We start from the raw sequence: 19,365 nt of genomic DNA, 5'->3' as shown, positions 1-19,365 counted from the left end.
GATACGTATTAGTTATTAATGCTAAAAATATCGGCAACAATTTATTGTCATAATTAACATTTAATTAACTGTGGCTTTTGGTCTATTTTTTAGGTGTTAGTTTGGTATAAGAAATCGGTTTCTTTTGTTTTGTGTTGATAAAACCAATAAGAGTAGTGTTTTGTGTTGATGTTCACAGATCTGCACTCTTGTCATCTTACCCTCTATTGCATTGCGTAATTGAAGGACGGCAGGGCCGTATGCTGCGCGTATACCAGCCAGACCTAATCATAAGCAGTTCTGCTCAGGGGACCCTGCTTCGCAGGGCATTGTTCTCCGTTCCACGACGGCAATGCATCAGAAAAAATAATTGATTCTCCATACGATAATCCTGTGTTGGTATCTGGAATAAGCGCAGGTCATTGATTTATCGATTTGGTAAGAAAGGTTTATGAATAGTTAATACCTACCGTTTAGAGCAAAAGCAATGGAATAATAAGTAATATTTAATTGGTTTTTGTTTTATTCCTTGGTGATATTTATAAGTTATCTTTAGAAATATTTAAGTGAGTGTTTTTTAACGTTTTCACATTGGATTTTATTTGTTTAATTTATTGATTTTAATGAGTTATTTTTTATTTTAAGTGTGGTGAAATATTTGTGATTACTTTTGTCATATGAGTGACGGATCACGCTATTGACTGAAAGATACGTATTCCAATCACTCAATATATGGCTTGTTTTACAAAAATCACCAAATGTTATTATTACTAATGCGATTATTAATGAATATATTTTGCTAATGGGTGAAAGTGGGTGTTAATTCAATGCCTCAATGAATAAGGATAGAAGTTCAGTTTTTACCTAACGAGTTTAATTGGAGCGTTTTGTGAAACGCTCCGGTATTTGCGAACCAGGGAGAGATGCTATGCCAACGGTAATTGGAACGATCAAAGTCATGATGGGCCAGGCGTGGATTGAAGCGGCGGACGGCAGCCGACGCCAGGCAATGGAAGGTGAGCAGGTTATGCGCGGCGAGCAGGTCGTGACCGAGCAGGGGGCGGTGACCGTCACCTTGCCGGATGGTAAAAATCTGGATCTGGGGCGTATGAGCCAGTGGGGCGGCAGCGGCGCAGCAACCGCGACGGCTGATGCGACAGCAACCCAGGACGTTGCTGCCGTGCAGCAGGCCATTACCGAGGGCGCTGACCCAACGCAAATACTGGAAGCAACCGCCGCTGGGAATCCGATTATCACCGATGCGCAGGGCGAAGCAGGCGAGGGAGGACGACACTCCTTCGTGATGCTGGAACTGACTGGACAAATCCTTGACCCTAACGCGGGCTATCCCACCGATGGGCTGGGTAGCGGGCGTCCTGACCGCGTGGAAGAAGATACCTCACTGTTCGGCACCAATGCCGTTGATCTTAATAACCCCGCCATCATCGGCGGCGACGATACAGGTTCCGTTGTCGAAGACGATAGCGATCCAACCCTTGCCGACAGCGGCCGTTTGTCAATTCACGATCCCGATGAAGCACAGTCCTGGTTTATCACGAATTCTGTCAAAGCCAGCGACGGTGCGCTGGGTCACTTGATCCTCGCTAGAGATGGCTCATGGCGCTATGAGGTTAATAACGCCGATGTGCAGTATCTCGCCGAAGGCGAAACGAAAATTGAAACCTTCGTGGTAAAAAGCGCCGACGGCACCGAACACACGGTGACGATTACGATTACCGGGCGTAATGATTTGCCCGTTCTAAGCGCTGACGACGGCTCGGTTACTGAAGACAACGGATTGCCGGAAGGGCATCAGGATATCCCGGCAGAGCTAACGACTTCAGGCTCGCTAAGCTTCACCGATGTGGACTCGTTAGATTCGCACGTCGTGTCGACTACCGGCGAACTGATGGATCTGAAATGGAGCCATTCTGACTCGCTGCCGGAGGGAGTGGAAGCGGCGCTGCGGAGCGGTGAGTTTACGCTGAATGACGCGAAAACGGGCTGGGAATACTCCATTTCGAACGCCGCGACGCAGTTCCTGGCAGCAGGCGAGACGGTAACGCTGACCTATCAGGTCACGGTGGACGACGGACACGGCGTGCTGGTGAACAAGGACGTGGTGCTCACCATCACCGGGACCAACGATTTACCGGTAGTTACGGCCGACAATGCGGCACTCACCGAAGATAACGGGCTGCCGGAAGGGCATCAGGATACCCCGGCTGACCTGACGGCCGAGGGCGCTATCCGCTTCACCGACGTGGACGCCTCGGACTCGCACGTCGTGTCAGCTTCCGGCGATCTGATGGGGATCAAATGGAGCCATTCTGACTCGCTGCCGGAGGGAGTGGAAGCGGCGCTGCGGAGCGGTGAATTCACGCTGAATGACGCGAAAACGGGCTGGGAATACTCCATTTCGAACGCCGCAACGCAGTTCCTGGCAGCCGGCGAGACGGTAACGCTGACCTACCAGGTGACGGTGGACGACGGACATGGCGTGCTGGTGAACAAGGATGTGGTGATCACCATCACCGGGACGAACGATTTACCGGTAGTCAGTGCCGACAATGCGGCACTCACCGAAGATAACGGGCTGCCGGAAGGGCATCAGGATATCCCGGCTGACCTGACGGCCGAGGGGGCTATCCGCTTTACCGACGTGGACGCCTCGGACTCGCACGTCGTGTCAGCTTCCGGCGACCTGATGGGGATCAAATGGAGCCATTCTGACTCTCTGCCGGAGGGAGTGGAAGCGGCGCTGCGGAGCGGTGAGTTTACGCTGAATGACGCGAAAACGGGCTGGGAATATTCCATTTCGAACGCCGCGACGCAGTTCCTGGCAGCAGGCGAGACGGTAACGCTGACCTATCAGGTGACGGTAGATGACGGACACGGCGTGCTGGTGAACAAGGATGTGGTGATCACCATCACCGGGACCAACGATTTACCGGTAGTCAGTGCCGACAATGCTGCACTCACCGAAGATAACGGGCTGCCGGAAGGACATCAGGATATCCCGGCTGACCTGACGGCCGAGGGGGCTATCCGCTTCACCGATGTGGACTCTTCAGATTCGCACATCGTGTCGACCACCGGCGAACTGTTGGATCTGAAATGGAGCCATTCTGACTCGCTGCCGGAGGGAGTGGAAGCGGCGCTGCGGAGCGGTGAATTCACGCTGAATGACGCGAAAACGGGCTGGGAATACTCCATTTCGAACGCCGCGACGCAGTTCCTGGCAGCAGGCGAGATGGTAACGCTGACCTATCAGGTGACAGTGGACGATGGACATGGCGTGCTGGTGAACAAGGATGTGGTGATCACCATCACCGGGACCAACGATTTACCGGTAGTCAGTGCCGACAATGCTGCACTCACCGAAGATAACGGGCTGCCGGAAGGGCATCAGGATATCCCGGCTGACCTGACGGCCGAGGGCGCTATCAGCTTCACCGATGTGGACTCTTCAGATTCGCACATCGTGTCGACCACCGGCGAACTGTTGGATCTTAAATGGAGCCATTCTGACTCGCTGCCGGAAGGAGTAGAAGCAGCGCTGCGCGGCGGTGAATTTACGCTGAATGACGCGAAAACGGGCTGGGAATATTCCATTTCGAACGCCGCAACGCAGTTCCTGGCAGCAGGCGAGACGGTAACGCTGACCTATCAGGTGACGGTGGATGATGGTCACGGCACTCCGGTTATGGAGACCGTCACGATTACGATAACTGGAACGAACGACGCGCCAACGATCGAAAGTGTCGTGGAGGCGAGTCTGTCAGAACATGGTCTGGTGAGTTCCGATTATTCTGCTCACGCTGTAGGTAAATTCAACGTCGGTGATATTGACTCCAGCGATACGCTCAGTGTTTCCCTTGGCGGCCCAAGCAGTACGCTGAAATCTGGTGGTGAGACCATCACTTGGAAATGGGATCCGGTGAGCAATAAGTTGGTTGGCTACATTGGTGACACCGGAAACGAGAAAACGGTGGTAGAAGTTTCGCTCACTGCTCCAGACGGCAGCGGTAAGGGAGAATGGTCCTATGAGGTGACGCTGAAAGGCCCGATTGATCACCCGCTTCAAGGTGAGGATGACCTTGTTCTTGATATCTCGGTGACGGTTACAGATGACAAGGCTACGACGGAAACGACGTTACCTATTACCATCAAAGATGATATTCCTACCATCGGAAACCAAGGTGCCGTCGAGGCCGAAAGCACCAACATTCCGACGCCTTTAGTGGGCGAGCAAGCGCTGTGGGGGAATGGGGTCGCTAACGCCAACAGCATGAAGTTTAATGATTTCACGGTGACGGCAAAAGGTTTTACTTCTGCCACCGACTCCAACCTTATTGATGCGGAGGTAAACCAGTCGACGGAAGGGCTGGGTGTGAAGAGCGTTGCGAGCCCCTACCATAACATCGACAACGAAATCGACTTCCGCCATTTTGACAATGGCACTTCTGCCTCTGAAGAATTGATTTTTACCCTCAATGAGGGGCTGGTGGCTTATGGCGTCAATATCGAGTTCAGCAAAATGTACGGCGGTGAGTTGGAAAGTGGCATCGTTGAGTTTTATCGCGATGGCGTACTGATTGCGAGTCAGCCGTTTAACTCCAACGAGGCTAGCGGTAACTACGCGGCGAACTTTACGGTTCAGGAAGGCGGCTTTGATACGATGGTGATTAAAGCCACCAACAACGGCAATACCAACAAGATAGATAACAGCGACCTGACGGTGAAAAAGGTGACCTTTATTGGCCCTGACACACCGGATGCCATCGCCTATGCCAGCGGTGAAGTGGGCGTAGACTGGGGTGCAGATGGCAAGGGCAGTATGACGTTGACGGGATATGAACTGGGGCTGTTAACCAGCACGGGCCAGCAAATTGTTATTGAACAAGATGGGAACACCGTTCTGGCTACCGATGAACATGGAGACCTGGTCTTTCGCATGGAGTTCACCCCTGAAACCGGCAAATGGGAGTTCTATCAGTACCAGGAGATGCAGCAGCCTGGTGATGACAACCAGATTGATTTCAAAATAACTGTAACTGACGGTGATGGTGACAGCAGTTCAGGCTCCTTTGCGGTTATCCCGATCCAATCAGCAGAAAGCGGCATCTCTGGCAATGAGGGAGCGGCTGAGAGCGGTGACGGGCCTGATACCCCAATAATCCCTGGAGGAAACGAATCAACGACGGGTGGAAGCGACACCACGGCTGATGAGAATGAGCCGACTTCAGTACCGGGTAAAACCATTCAAGGAACCGTGCATGATGACATTCTTATCGGCACCGATGGTGATGACATCATCTATGGTGGAAATGGCAAAGACATTCTCTACGGCGGTGATGGCAATGACACGCTTTACGGTGACAATGGCAACGATATTCTTATCGGCGGTAAAGGCGATGATATTCTTTGGGGCGGCAACGGTAACGACACCTTTAAATGGGAACAAGGCGATTACGGTAAGGATATTATTAAAGATTTTAGTATCAAAAATGACAAAATCGATTTAACCGACCTGCTCAAAGGGCTTGAGGGTAAATTCTCCGATTACGTCGATATTGCTGTTCATGGTCAAGATACGGTGATAACTGTTAATACCGAAGGCTTGAACTATGGCAGTAGTGACACGCTAGTACAGATTACCGTTGAAGGTTGTACTTCAACAAACATAGACAGTTTGATTGCTAAGCCAGATACCCTGGTTTAACCCTGAACCGCACCCTGTCTTACCGGCAGGGTGCTTTTTATTATTTTGAATGCGCTGAATTTAAATTTACAAAAATAAACGAGTGATTACTTTATTGTATCCTACGGTATTTCTATTATGCCTAATTATAAAGCATTATAAATTCTCATTATTAATGAATGTCATATTTGACTGTGCTAATTTAAATTTCTGACACGCTTGTGCTTCAGTCGCAATTACCCGGTATTCAGGATGAACTTATGATTCGGGTCTGTTATTAAGGATATAACATATGGCACAACATTCCCCGGCTGCAGGTGGCAATGACGCAGTAGAATGGCAAAAAGAGATGAAAGTCGATCAGCGCGAGCTTCAGGACGACGCGCTGCTCGATAGTCTGCTGGCGGTCTGTTCGCACTATGGAAAAGCGGCCACCCGCGTTTCGCTGACCGCAGGCCTACCGCTTAAAAATAACCAACTGACCCTCGACGTTTTTCCGCGCGCCGCCGCGCGCGCCGGGCTGCGCGTGCGAATGCTCAAGCGTGAGCTCAAGGATATCACCGCGCTGTCACTGCCCGCCGTACTGGTACTGGAGAGTCATCGCACTGCCGTACTCTTTGGCTGGAATGAACAAGGGCAGGCCCGGGCGCAGACCGGAGAGGTCGGCGGCGGGGAAATATTGGTCGACCCAGCCGCGCTGGCGCAAGAGTACTCCGGTACGGCGCTGTTTATTCAGCCCATCCATCAAAGCGAACGCACCAAATCCTCGCTGCTGCCGCGCACGCGGACCTGGTTTCGCGACACGCTGAAGCTATCGCGCTTTCTCTACGTTGATGCCATCGTTGCCAGCTTCCTGATTAACCTTATCGCGCTGTGTACGCCGCTGTTCGTGATGAACGTCTACGACCGCGTGGTGCCCAACCAGGCCACCGCCACGTTATGGGTGCTGGCGATAGGGATAACCGTTGCCTTCCTGTTTGATCTGCTGCTGAAAACTCTGCGTACCCGCTGCCTCGATATTGCGGGCAAAAAGACCGATATGATTGTTTCGGCCTCCATCTTCGAGCGCATTACCGGCGTGGCGATGAAAGCGCGTCCGGCGCGGTTGGGGAGCTTTGCGCAGAATATTCATGAAATCCAGTCGCTGCGTGATTTTCTCTCTTCGCTCACCATGGCGACGCTTATCGACATTCCGTTCACCTTGCTGATGCTGCTGGTGATCGCCATTATCGGCGGCCCGCTGGTGTTTATCCCGCTGGTGGCCTTCCCGGTGGCGCTGGTGGTGAGTTGGGCGATTCAGAAGCCGCTCAACGACACGATAAAAGAGACGATGCGCCTCGCCTCAGAACGTCAGGCGGTGCTGATTGAAACTCTTGGCGGGCTGGACGCCATGAAGGTGAATAACGCGCAAAGCGAGCGCCAGTTTATGTGGGAAAGCACGCTGGTGACGCTAAGCAAAAAAGAGTTACGGGTTAAAACGCTCTCGACCTTTGCGGTGAACTTTACCGCCTGGCTCCAGCAGTTTTCCGGCGTGGCGATGATTGTTGCCGGGGTTTATCTGATTATCGGCGGTAGCCTCAGTATGGGCGGACTTATCGCCTGCTACATGCTGAACGGCCGCGCGCTGGTGCCGATGGGGCAACTTAGTGGTCTGGTGACGCGCTATCAGCAGGCAAGAATGACCATGAATACCACCGAACAGATGATGGAGCTGCCGCAGGAGCGTCAGGATGACAGGGCGCTGGTGGCCCGCGACACCCTGGAAGGCGCGATTGCCTTCCAGAACGTCACCTTTACCTATCCAGACCAAAAGCGACCGTCACTGACTAACGTCTCCTTTACCATCACGCCGGGTGAACGGGTGGGGATTATCGGGCGCAGCGGGTCGGGAAAAAGCTCGCTGGCGAAGCTGATAATCGGTTTCTATCAGCCGGACTCAGGAGAGATCCTGGTTGACGGCATGGATGCCAACCAAATCGACGTCAACGACCTTCGCCACAATATCGGCTACGCGCCGCAGGATATTTACCTGTTCAGCGGTACGCTGCGCGACAACCTGATAAGCGGAGCCACCTACGTCGACGACAACGCCATGCTGCGGGCGGCGCAGCTGGCCGGCGTGCATGATTTTGCCCGTAAGCACCCGGACGGCTATCACATGCAGGTTGGCGAGCGTGGGCTTAACCTCTCTGGCGGTCAGCGTCAGGCGGTGATGCTGGCGCGCGCGCTTCTGCTCGAGCCACCGATTCTTCTGCTTGATGAGCCGACCAGCTCGATGGATAACACCACCGAAGATGCCGTCCGTCGGGCGTTGATGGCGTCAACCCGCGGGCGCACGTTGCTGCTGGTGACCCACCGCGCCTCGATGCTGGCGCTGGTTGACCGGCTTATCATCATCGAACGTGGGCGCGTGGTGGCCGATGGGCCGCGCGATAGTGTGCTGGAGGCACTGAAGAAGGGGCAAATCCATGGGGGTAACTAAATGGTTTGGTCTCGGTAAAACGGACGACTCCCTGACGGTCAACGGCATTAACGGCGCGGTGATGAGCGACGTGCCGCGCTCGCGACGCGTGACGCTGTGGGCCTGCTTTGGATTTTTTATTGCGCTGATTGTCTGGGCGGCGAACGCCCCCATCGATGAAGTCACCCGCGGCGATGGGAAAGCGATCCCCTCATCCAGGCTGCAAAAAATCCAGAACCTGGAAGGCGGGATTGTCTCCGAAGTCTTCGTCCACGAAGGGCAAATTGTCGACGCTGGTCAACCGCTGCTGCGCCTTGACGATACGCGCTTTAAGTCAACCGTCGGTGAAAGCGAAGCTGACCGCTATGCGCTGATGGCCCGCATCTCACGCCTGCAGGCGCAACTAGACGACAAGCCCTTATCGCTGAGCCCGGAAATCGAGCAGGAAGCGCCGGGGATCGCCAGCGGGGAGCGGGGGCTCTTTGAATCCCAGGGCGCACGTTTTCGTAATGAAATCGCCGGGCTGGAAGAACAGCTGGCGCAGAAAAAGCAGGAACTGCTGGATTTTGAAGCGAAAAAAACGCAGTTCAGCCGCAGCCTGGGGCTTATTCAGCAGGAAGTTAATATGTCCCAGCCGCTGGTCAGTGCCGGGGCTATTTCTAAAGTAGAAATCCTGCGCCTGCGCCGCTCCGAAGTGGACACGCGCGGGCAGCTTGACTCGGTGGTGCTCGCCATTCCTCGTGCCCGGTCAGCCGTTAAGGAAATTGAAAACAAAATTGCCGAGTCGCGAGGCCGTTATCGTAGCGAAATGCTGGGCCAGCTTAACGAAGCGCGCACTAGCCTTGCGAAAATAGAGGCCTCCGGCAAAGCCATCGAGGACCGGGTTCACCGTACGCTGGTGACCTCGCCGGTGCGCGGGATTATCCAGCAGATGCTGGTCAACACCATCGGCGGGGTTATCCAACCCGGCAGCGAGCTGGTGGAGATTGTTCCGCTGGACGACACGCTATTGGTTGAAGCCAAAATTCGCCCGCAGGATATTGCGTTTTTGCATCCTGGGCAGAAAGCGATGATCAAATTCACCGCCTATGACTACACCATCTACGGCGGCCTGAAAGGTTCGCTGGAGCACATCAGCGCCGACACCATTACCGATAAAGAGGGGCATAGTTTTTACCAGATTCGGCTGCGCACGGATCGCAACTATTTGGGCAGCGAAGAAAAACCGCTGCTGATTATACCGGGTATGGTGGTATCGGTAGATATCATGACCGGGCAGAAAACGGTGCTTAGCTATCTGCTGAAGCCAATTCTGCGTGCGAAGGCGGAAGCGTTCCGGGAACGTTAAGACTAAACGAAAAAACGAAAATACGAGCACAATCAGCCCCCTCTCCCTTTTTAAGGGAGAGGGGAGCGATAGGTGATATTTGTCCCTGCGATGTCAGGCGCTAGCTCAGAGCCACCTTAATCCCCAGCGCAATCAGCAGCCCGCCCAGCATCTTATCGATAACCTTCTGCGCCTTAGCCAGCCCACGACGTACCGGCGCGCTCTGAATCAGCACCACCAGCATCGGCCACCAGATAACGGACACGGTGAGGATCACCCCGGCGTACCACAGTTTCTCCGGGAAACCGGAATTCACGTTCAGTACCTGAGTAAAAATAGAGAGGAAAAACAGCGTCGCTTTCGGGTTCAGCAGGTTACACAAGTAGCCCTGGAGAAACGCCTTTTTCAGCGAGGTTTCCTGCAAAGTGACGCCGGTCATATCCATACTCTTATGCCCGCGCGCCAGCAGAGCCAGTAGCCCCACCCAGATAAGGTAAGCGGCGCCTGCGTATTTCAGAATATCAAACAGCCACGGCGTGGTGGTGATGACCACCGCCAGACCCGCCACGCAGTAAGACATATGCGTCAGCACGCCGCAGGTGATGCCAAAGGCGGTCATCATGGCGGGCAGTCGGCGATAGCGCGCGGCGTTTTTAATGACCATAAAGAAGTCCGGGCCGGGTGATAAAATGCCGAGCGTAGCAATAGATGCAACGAAGGCCGTTGCACCAATGGAAGGTATGAACATTGGGGGTGGTCTCTTATCAGGAAGGCGAATAAATTAGAGCGGGATCACAAAAGTCACTATGACCAGAATCAAGGTTTCCGCGTAATCCTCCGGGCTTTATCCCGCCAACGCTGTCACCTCGTTGAGCCGCTCCAGCAGCCGGTTAACCGCCGGATTCTCCACCGCCTGTACGGCATAACAAATGCCAATTCGTCGTAACAACGGATACCCCGGCAGCGGCCTTGCGCTGAGGTCGCAGCGGGTTTCTATCAGCGAGTGCGGCGCAATCGCCAGACCAAACCCCGCTTCGACCAGATCCAGCGCCAGCGTAAAGCTGCCCGCATTGGCGCTGGGTGCACCGGCCGCCGTGCCGTAAAACGGCAGGAAGCGCTGATGAGAATCGTGGGCCGGGTACATCACCCACGGGTGGCTATAAAGCTGCTCCAGCGTCAGCTCCGCCACCTGCGCCAGCGGGTGGCTGCTCGGAAAGGCCAGCATATAGTGCTCGTCGAACAGCGGCATAAACAGCTCGTCTTCGCAGCGCAAACTCTCACAGCCAAGGCGGATATCCCCGGTACAGCCCGGATCGAGCGTCACCAGCATATCCGGCATTTCAAGATGAATTTTTTCCAGCAGCGATGCCAGACACGGCGAAGCAACGTCCTGCTCCACGCCGATACTCAGCGGCATGCCATCCTGACGTTTACGAAAGCGTGAGGTGAGGGCCGCCATCTCCTGGAGCATCCGGCAGGCGTGCGGATAGAGCGCGCGCGCATCTTCCGTCACCTCCACGCCGCGGGGCTTACGCACAAAAAGCTGCGTGCCGAGTTCCTCTTCCAGCGCTTTCACGGTGGCGGAGAGCGCAGGCTGTGTCAGACTTAACTGTTCAGCCGCACGGGTAATGTTGCGCTCTTCGAATACGCAGATGAAGGCGCTGAGCTGTCGCTTATCCATAGATTTATTTTATGGCTGTGAAAAAAACAAACCATTTTTCACCATTCTTATCCGGATTTAAAGTAGCGCCATCAATTTTATTTATGAGGAAGTCAAATGAACGCTGCATCTAAACCATTAGTCGTGATTACCGGCGCCAGCTCCGGGATTGGCCTGGCCACCGCAAAACTGCTGTCAGAACGTGGACATGCGCTCCTGCTGCTGGCGCGTCGCGTGGATCGTATGACGGCGCTGAACCTGCCGCGCACCTTGTGTCGCGCCGTGGACGTCACTAACCGTCAGGCGGTGGCCGACGCTGTTGCCGAAGCGGAACAGCAGTTTGGGCCGGTTGACGCGATGGTCAACAACGCGGGCGTGATGCTGCTGGGCAATATCGACAGCCAAAACCCAGACGAATGGGAGCAGATGATCGACGTGAACGTGAAGGGTTTGCTGAACGGCGTTCACGCGGTAACCAAAGGGATGATTGAGCGCAAAGTGGGCACCATCATCAACATCAGCTCCATTGCCGGGCGCAAAACCTTCCCGAACCACGTGGTCTACGTTGGTACCAAGTTTGCAGTGCACGGCCTGTCCGAAAACCTGCGTGAAGAGCTGTCGCCGCACAACGTGCGCGTGGTGGTGATTGCCCCGGGTGCGGTGGAAACCGAACTGCTGAGCCATACCACCAGCGACGACATCAAAGCCGGTTACCAGAGCTGGAAACAGGATATGGGCGGTAAAGTGCTGAGCCCGGAAGATGTGGCGCACGCCATTGAATACGCCTATTCCCAGCCGCAGTACGTTTGTATCCGTGAAATTGTGCTGGCGGCGACCCGCCAGGGCGCGTGATAAGTCAGGATTGATGCCAAAAATCAGCGGATAATAAAGCTGATTTTTGGCCACGCAGACGTGAGGAACCGTTAACCGTTCCTCACGTCTATTTTCCTCTTTTGTTTCCATCCATGTCGTAGACCGTTCGCTGCCAGCGTTCATCTGGCCGGTTAGTGAAGGTCACCAGCTCCGCAGGGCAGACCGCGCCGGTTATCATGCCGCGACTATCCCGCTCCACGCTGTTCCAGTTCGCTGAACAGTGAATATATTTTTCTGCCAGCATCTCAATTTCCGGCGTCGTAAAGCCCATCGCAGACCGGCCGTTGCGGGCGGCGCGCCCCATCATGATAGCTTTGTCACACAGGTTTCTGAGCTCCGCTTGTAACGCAAAATCACCAGCGGTTTCATCGATTGGATAAAATATCACGCCCGCCTCCTGCGCCGCGTCCAGCATCACTCGCAGCACCACCTTTGACCAGTCATTGCGCGTGGGACGGTCGATGACGGCCGCCGCCGCGCTTCGTTTCTGAAATGTGCCGTAACGGTCGGTGGGCATCCGATCGTCATACCAGGTCGCCGTATTTATCGCCACCGTATGCAATAGCGGCGCAATGGTTGGGTAGCTCCCCATCGCGCTGAGCTGCTCGCCGGTCTGCTGATAAATGCGCGTTTTGGTATCGGGAGTGGAAAGGGGGACGGTTTCAAACTGAGGGCGGGTAAGGAAGTAGGTTTCGTGTTCATCAGGGTTATAGCCGCCGCCAATGTCGGAATGCGCACCAGGCAGGGCCAGTTCCGGCCACGCCGGTTTTACGCTGTTCAACACGAAATTAAACCGACATTCGTGCTGCGCGGTGATGTGGAAAACGCGCTGAGCCACGCCTGGGCGCAGCTGCAGATTAACATCCCCGGTATCGGCGCTATGCGGATTAAGGCCATTAGCCGGCGTACCGATAGCCGCTACGGTATCAAATATCCCCAGAAAGCGTGTTTTACCGCCGGGCGTGCCGGTAAATTCAAGCCCTTTCAGCCCGGCTTTAATGGCTGCGATAATCGCGTTTTCCTGGGCGAATACCCGGTTGGCAAAATGTCGTGCCGCCGCCGCTCCCCGGCTGAAGCCGAAAATATCAAACTGTACCTCTTTAATGACGCAGGAACGCGCTTTAGCATGCTGGCTTACGTAGCTCTGGATACAGGCCGCGAGTGCCGCAACGGCCTTGTCGGTTTTACTCACTACACCGCTTCTGCCGAGGCCAGTCCCCATCCCGAACGTGCAGTCCCCCGCGCCATCTTCGGTTCCGATACCTTCGATATAAATAGCGTATTGACCGGCCCCTGTATCAGGCGTTATGTCCTGGTTGTACAGCGTATGGAGCCAGTGAATGTTGGTGTAATAACCGAGATAACTTCCCGCTGCCGTGCCGCAGAGTTTCTGAACGGCGTTCGTTGCAGAAGGTTCTGCCGTGCTGGCCGTCTGACGGCTGCAGCTATTGTTCGCATTGTTGCCCGTGCCATCGAAAAACACGCCGATGGTCAGCGTGATTTCCCGCATTTTTTTCTCGTCCTGTTCCATAAAACCCCCTTATCCTTAAGGATATTCTGTCAATCGTGCCCAATATGGCATAACAGATAAAAAAGGGGCTATACCGCGCATTCGTTTGTTTGTAAGGAGGCGTAACCAACCAGGGTTTTGCAGCTAAGCGTTCTCCCGATTGCCCGTGAAATAAAATGTAATAGACACATCAATGTCGGCGTTATCGCTGCGGCCATCTTCATAAATAATTATTATGACCCTCCTTTGTTATATTTGTTTTTCCTATGACCTGCTGCACTATTATTGCGCTTGATGTCCTTTTACGGTGCGCCGAAATATTCTTATTACTTTGCGTTTTTATTTAAAAGTTAATTTAAATCAGTGCGTTAAATATTTGGCATGTGCCTTGCTAATTGAATTCCATCTTGTATACCAACAGGGATTCAACGATGGCATTAATGACAGGACAAACGCTGGCCGCGTGGCGTCAGCAAATCAGTCAGGACAGTGAATCTGTTCTTACTCGTTTACTTGAACATATTAATACCTTCCCGGCGGAAGATAACGCATGGCTGATGATAGCCAACGAAGCGCAGCTGAAAGCACAATTAGCGGTGTTAACACCGCTTTATCAGAATAACCCCGACGCCCTGCCATTATTCGGTATTCCTTTTGCGGTTAAAGACAACGTAGATGTGGCCGGATGGCCGACCACGGCGGCCTGTCCGGCGTTTGAATATATTGCGGAGCAGGATGCGACGGCGGTTGCCCGGCTGAAAGCCGCCGGGGCGATTGTTATCGGCAAAACCAACCTCGACCAGTTCGCTACCGGGCTGGTGGGCACGCGCTCCCCCTACGGCGCTGTGGTCAACACATTCAATCCCGATTACGTCAGCGGCGGCTCCAGCTCCGGCTCGGCCTCCGTGGTGGCGCGTGGCCTGGTACCGTTCGCCTTTGGCACCGACACCGCCGGTTCTGGGCGCGTGCCAGCCGGGTTTAACAATATCGTCGGCCTCAAACCGACCAAAGGCTGGCTCTCAGCTAAAGGCGTGGTGCCTGCCTGTCGCCTCAACGACACGCTGTCGGTCTTTGCCCTGACGGTGGACGACGCGTTTTATATCGCCTCGCTGGCGGGCAGCGTAGATAGTGAAGACGCCTACTCGCGCGCACATCCTGCGACCACGCCTGCGGCGCTGCCATCGACCCCGACCTTCGCCGTACCGGAAACGCTGAACTTTTTCGGCGACGTTCAGGCGCAGGCGGCCTGGGAACAGGCTATCGATGCGCTGTGTGAAAGCGGCGTCACGCTGAAACCTATCGACTTTTCAGCGTTTACTCAGCTTGCCGAACAGCTGTATCAGGGGCCGTGGGTGGCCGAGCGTACGGCGGCAGTGGGCGACATGATTCAGCATCCTGAACTGATGGACCCGACCGTTTACACCATCGTCTCTGCGGGCCTCAACTACAGCGCAGTGGATGCCTACAACGCCGAATACCTGCGCGCCGAGCTGGCGCAAAAAATCCAGCAGACGCTGGGCGAAGTCGACGCGCTGGTGGTGCCAACATCGCCAACCATCCACACCTTAAAGGAGATGGAGCAGGAGCCCATTCGCTTCAACTCCCAGTTTGGTACCTACACCAACTTCACCAATCTGGCTGACCTCAGCGCGCTGGCGCTGCCCGCGCCGTTCCGCGCCGATGGTCTGCCAGCGGGGATCACCCTGATTGCCCCCGCGTGGCACGACCGGGCGCTGGCAGATTTTGGCCGCCGCTGGCAGCAGCAGCTTGCGCTACCGCTGGGGGCGACCGAGCTGCCGTTAACGCCAGGCGACGCCGCGCTGCCGTCGTCGCCGCATCACGTGCGCATTGCCGTGGTTGGCGCGCACCTGCGCGGTATGCCGCTCAACTTCCAGCTCACCACCCGCAACGCGGTCTTTGTCGAAGCCACGCAGACGGCGGCGACCTATCGCCTCTACGCGCTGGCGAATACCCAGCCGCAAAAGCCGGGGCTGGCTCGCGACGCATCCGGCGCGGCGATTGAGGTGGAGCTGTGGGATATCCCGCTGGCGCGCTTTGGCGAGTTCGTGGCGGAAATACCATCGCCGCTGGGTATTGGCTCGCTGGAGCTCTGCGATGGCCGCTGGGTGAAAGGCTTTATCTGTGAACCGGCGGCGCTGAATGACGCCGTGGATATTACCGAATTTAAGGGCTGGCGGCATTGGGTTGCCCGTAAGGAGAACCATCATGTTTAACACCGTGCTGATTGCCAACCGTGGTGAAATTGCCTGCCGCGCGATCCGAACCCTGAAACGTCTGGGTATTACCAGCGTTGCGGTTTACTCCGACGCGGATAAAAACGCTGAACACGTTAAGCAGGCCGATATCGCGCTGGCGCTGGGCGGCGAAAAGGCCAGCGACAGCTACCTGAAGATTGACGCGATTATTGCCGCCGCGCGGGAAAGCGGGGCGCAGGCCATCTGGCCCGGCTACGGTTTTCTCTCAGAAAGCCTGCCGTTTGCCGATGCCTGTGACAAGGCGGGCATCGTGTTTATCGGCCCAACCGCCCAGCAGATTGGCGAATTTGGCCTGAAGCACCGTGCTCGCGAACTGGCCGCCGAAGCGGGCGTCCCGATGACGCCGGGGACCGGGCTGCTCAATTCCCTCGACGACGCGCTGGAAGCCGCGCAGAACATTGGCTATCCGGTAATGCTGAAAAGCACGGCGGGCGGCGGCGGGATTGGCCTAACGCGATGCGCCGATGCGCAGGCGCTGGCGCAGGGCTGGGAAAGCGTACGCCGTCTGGGCGAGCAGTTCTTTAGCGATGCCGGAGTGTTTGTTGAGCGCTGCGTGGATCGCGCACGCCATATCGAAGTGCAGATATTTGGCGACGGTAAAGGCAACGTGGTGGCGCTCGGCGAGCGCGACTGCTCGCTCCAGCGCCGCAACCAGAAAGTGGTGGAAGAGACGCCGGCGCCGAACCTCCCGGCGACGACCCGCAAAGCGATTCTCGATGCCGCGGTGCAGCTCGGTAAGCTGGTGAACTACCGCAGCGCCGGGACGGTGGAATTTATCTACGATGCCGCGCTGGACGCGTTTTATTTCCTCGAAGTGAATACCCGTTTACAGGTTGAGCACCCGGTGACCGAATGCGTGACCGGGCTGGATCTGGTGGAGTGCATGCTGCGCGTGGCGGCAGACGAGCCTATCGACTGGGCGCGTCTGGCGCAGGCGCCGCAAGGGGCGGCGATTGAAGTGCGTATTTATGCCGAAAGCCCGCTGAAAAACTTCCAGCCGAGCCCCGGCGTACTGAGCGAAGTGGTCTTCCCTGACGATGTACGCATTGATACCGGCGTCACCACCGGCAGCGAAGTTTCCGCGTTTTACGACCCGATGATCGCCAAGCTGATTGTTCATGCACCGACCCGCGCCGCGGCGCTGGCAAAACTGGCGGCAGCGCTCGACGCCACGCGGCTGCACGGCATTGCCACCAACCTCGACTACCTGCGGCAGATAACCGCCAGCGAGGCCTTTGTCAGCGGTACCGCCTGGACGCGGATGCTGGATAGCGTGGTGGCGCAATCGCCAATGATTGAAGTACTGCAACCCGGCACCTGGAGCAGCGTGCAGGATTATCCGGGCCGTCAGGGCTACTGGGATATCGGCGTGCCGCCGTCTGGCCCAATGGATGACTTTGCCTTCCGTCTGGCGAACCGGATTGTCGGCAACCATGAATCGGCGGCTGGGCTGGAATTCACCCTGCAAGGGCCGGTGCTGCAATTCCACGCTGATGCGCTGATTGCTCTGACCGGGGCCGATTGTCAGGCGAAGCTGGACGATGAAGAGGTGCCGATGTGGCAACCGGTGACGGTGAAAGCGGGGCAAACCCTGAGCCTCGGGCGCGCGCAGAGCGGTTGCCGTGGCTATCTGGCGGTGCGTAACGGCCTTGATGTGCCGGTCTATCTCGGCAGCCGTTCCACTTTCGCGCTGGGTCAGTTTGGTGGTCACGCGGGGCGCACGCTGAAGGTCGCGGATCTGCTGTCTATTTCGCGTCCGGATATTGCCGCCTGCACCACGCCCGCGCCGGTTTCTGAACCACAGGCGCTGTCTGCGGCATTAATCCCTGAATACGGCGACGTCTGGCGTATTGGCGTGCTTTACGGGCCGCACGGCGCGCCGGACTTCTTCACTCAGGAGTCTATCGACGAGTTCTTTGCCAGCGACTGGCAGGTGCACTACAACTCTAACCGTCTCGGCGTCCGTCTGGTGGGCCCAAAACCAAGCTGGACGCGGCCGAACGGCGGCGAAGCGGGGTTGCATCCGTCGAACGTTCATGACTGCGAATACGCTATTGGCGCGATCAACTTTACCGGCGACTTCCCGGTGATCCTCACCCGCGATGGCCCAAGCCTCGGCGGCTTTGTCTGCCCGGTGACCATCGCCAAAGCGGAGCTGTGGAAAGTGGGGCAGGTGAAGCCGGGCGACCGCATTCGCTTCTACCCGATTAGCGTGGAAGACGCGGTGGCGCGGGAAAACGCCCAGGACCGCAGCGTTGAAACTCTGCAAACCACCGCGCTGCGTGAATTTGCCATGCCGTCGCTTGCCGACCGTGACGGCGTTTCCGCCGCCGGGCTGGTGTCGCTGCCCGCCACCTTCAGCACCCCGGCGATCGTTTATCGTCAGGCGGGCGACAACTACATCCTGATTGAGTACGGCGAAAACGTGCTGGATCTGGCGCTGCGACTGCGCGTTCACGTGCTGATGGAGCATTTGCGCGAACTGGCGCATCCGGGCATTAAAGAGCTTTCCCCTGGCGTACGTTCGCTACAGGTGCGTTACGACAGCCGTGAAATCAGCCAGCCCGCGCTGGTGGCGCTGCTGCTGGAGCAAGAGGCGCGCATTGGCGACGTCAGCCGTATGAAGGTGCCGTCGCGCATCGTCCATCTGCCGATGGCCTTTGAAGACAGCGCCACGCTGGATGCTGTCAGCCGCTACGCCGATACCGTGCGTGCGACCGCACCGTGGCTGCCGAACAACGTCGATTTTATCCAGCGCATTAACGGCCTGCCGAACCGTGAAGCGGTGATGGAGACCCTGTTTGATGCCAGCTACCTGATTCTGGGGCTGGGTGACGTCTATCTCGGTGCGCCGTGTGCGGTACCAATCGACCCGCGCCACCGCCTGCTGAGCTCGAAGTACAACCCGGCGCGCACCTTCACCGCTGAAGGCACGGTGGGCATTGGCGGCATGTACATGTGCATCTACGGCATGGACTCGCCGGGCGGCTATCAGCTGGTGGGGCGCACGCTGCCCATCTGGAACAAGTTCCTCAAAAATGAGCAGTTCAACGACGGCGAGCCGTGGCTGCTGCGCTTCTTCGACCAGGTGCGTTTCTATCCGGTGAGCGAAGCGGAGCTCTCTGTGCTGCGCGACGATTTCCGCGAAGGCCGCGCGGCGGTGCGCATTGAAGAGACGGTGTTCGACTTCGCCGAGCACCTGCAGTTCCTTGATGACAATGCCGCTGATATCGCTCGTTTCCGCCAGCTTCAGTCTGCGGCATTTGAAGCGGAGGTCGAGCGCTGGCACCTGGACGACCAGGAGGCCGACGTTGAAAGCCTGCTACCGATGCAGGAAGAGGACATCGACGATGGTGCGCTGCCGGTGGCTGCCGATATGAACGGCAATATCTGGAAAGTGCTGGTCACGCCGGGCGAGGCGGTGGAAGCCGGTCAGCCACTCATCATCGTGGAAGCGATGAAAATGGAGCTAGCCATTCACGCCCCGCAGGCGGGCATTGTTAAACGCATCGGCTGTCAGCCGGGCCGCCCGGTGAGCCCTGGCGACGCGCTGCTGTGGCTGGAATAGGGAGCGG

General features: G+C 56.3%; 9 protein-coding genes. 6 read left to right on the top strand and 3 right to left on the bottom strand.

The window, feature by feature from the left end; genetic code table 11:
- The first annotated feature begins 907 nt into the window (after positions 1-907).
- The 3 genes from MY052_RS24195 to MY052_RS18925 all read left to right on the top strand — a co-directional run bounded on the left by MY052_RS24195 (position 908) and on the right by MY052_RS18925 (position 9,492).
- Positions 908-5,704, top strand: a complete 4,797-nt coding sequence (locus MY052_RS24195) for a retention module-containing protein (RefSeq protein ID WP_276522978.1) — start codon at positions 908-910, stop codon at positions 5,702-5,704.
- A gap of 328 nt (positions 5,705-6,032) precedes the next feature.
- On the top strand, positions 6,033-8,165 hold the full coding sequence (locus MY052_RS18930) for a type I secretion system permease/ATPase (RefSeq protein WP_420828647.1): 2,133 nt from the start codon (positions 6,033-6,035) through the stop codon (positions 8,163-8,165).
- Positions 8,152-9,492: an HlyD family type I secretion periplasmic adaptor subunit gene (locus MY052_RS18925; protein ID WP_115074533.1), complete on the top strand. Its 1,341-nt coding sequence runs from the start codon at positions 8,152-8,154 to the stop codon at positions 9,490-9,492. Before MY052_RS18930 ends, MY052_RS18925 begins: the two co-directional genes overlap by 14 nt.
- 100 nt (positions 9,493-9,592) lie before the next feature.
- On the opposite strand, the gene MY052_RS18920 is transcribed toward MY052_RS18925, so the two are convergent.
- Together MY052_RS18920 and MY052_RS18915 are read right to left on the bottom strand one after the other, a co-directional pair.
- Positions 9,593-10,219, bottom strand: coding sequence for a LysE family transporter (locus tag MY052_RS18920; protein WP_035896736.1), 627 nt, complete (start codon positions 10,217-10,219; stop codon positions 9,593-9,595).
- 96 nt (positions 10,220-10,315) lie between these two features.
- Positions 10,316-11,152, bottom strand: a complete 837-nt coding sequence (locus MY052_RS18915) for a LysR family transcriptional regulator (RefSeq protein WP_123649956.1) — start codon at positions 11,150-11,152, stop codon at positions 10,316-10,318.
- A 96-nt stretch (positions 11,153-11,248) separates the two neighbouring features.
- Between MY052_RS18915 and MY052_RS18910 the strand changes: the two genes are divergently transcribed.
- Positions 11,249-11,983: an SDR family oxidoreductase gene (locus tag MY052_RS18910; RefSeq protein ID WP_248537630.1), complete on the top strand. Its 735-nt coding sequence runs from the start codon at positions 11,249-11,251 to the stop codon at positions 11,981-11,983.
- An 88-nt stretch (positions 11,984-12,071) separates the two neighbouring features.
- Here MY052_RS18910 and MY052_RS18905 read toward each other — a convergent pair whose 3' ends face one another.
- Complete coding sequence (locus MY052_RS18905) at positions 12,072-13,535, bottom strand: T6SS phospholipase effector Tle1-like catalytic domain-containing protein (RefSeq protein WP_248537629.1); 1,464 nt, start codon at positions 13,533-13,535, stop codon at positions 12,072-12,074.
- 410 nt (positions 13,536-13,945) lie between these two features.
- Here MY052_RS18905 and atzF point away from each other — a divergent pair, with 410 nt between their 5' ends.
- Complete coding sequence (gene atzF, locus MY052_RS18900; RefSeq protein WP_248537628.1) at positions 13,946-15,748, top strand: allophanate hydrolase; 1,803 nt, start codon at positions 13,946-13,948, stop codon at positions 15,746-15,748.
- Positions 15,741-19,358: an urea carboxylase gene (gene uca / locus MY052_RS18895; protein WP_248537627.1), complete on the top strand. Its 3,618-nt coding sequence runs from the start codon at positions 15,741-15,743 to the stop codon at positions 19,356-19,358. The genes atzF and uca overlap by 8 nt, the downstream gene beginning before the upstream one ends.
- Positions 19,359-19,365 lie beyond the last annotated feature (7 nt).

It is taken from the genome of Kluyvera ascorbata (assembly GCF_023195735.1).
Lineage (GTDB): Bacteria > Pseudomonadota > Gammaproteobacteria > Enterobacterales > Enterobacteriaceae > Kluyvera > Kluyvera ascorbata.
The sequence above is the reverse complement of the archived record's forward strand: the minus strand, read 5'-3'. Positions and strand labels throughout refer to the sequence as shown.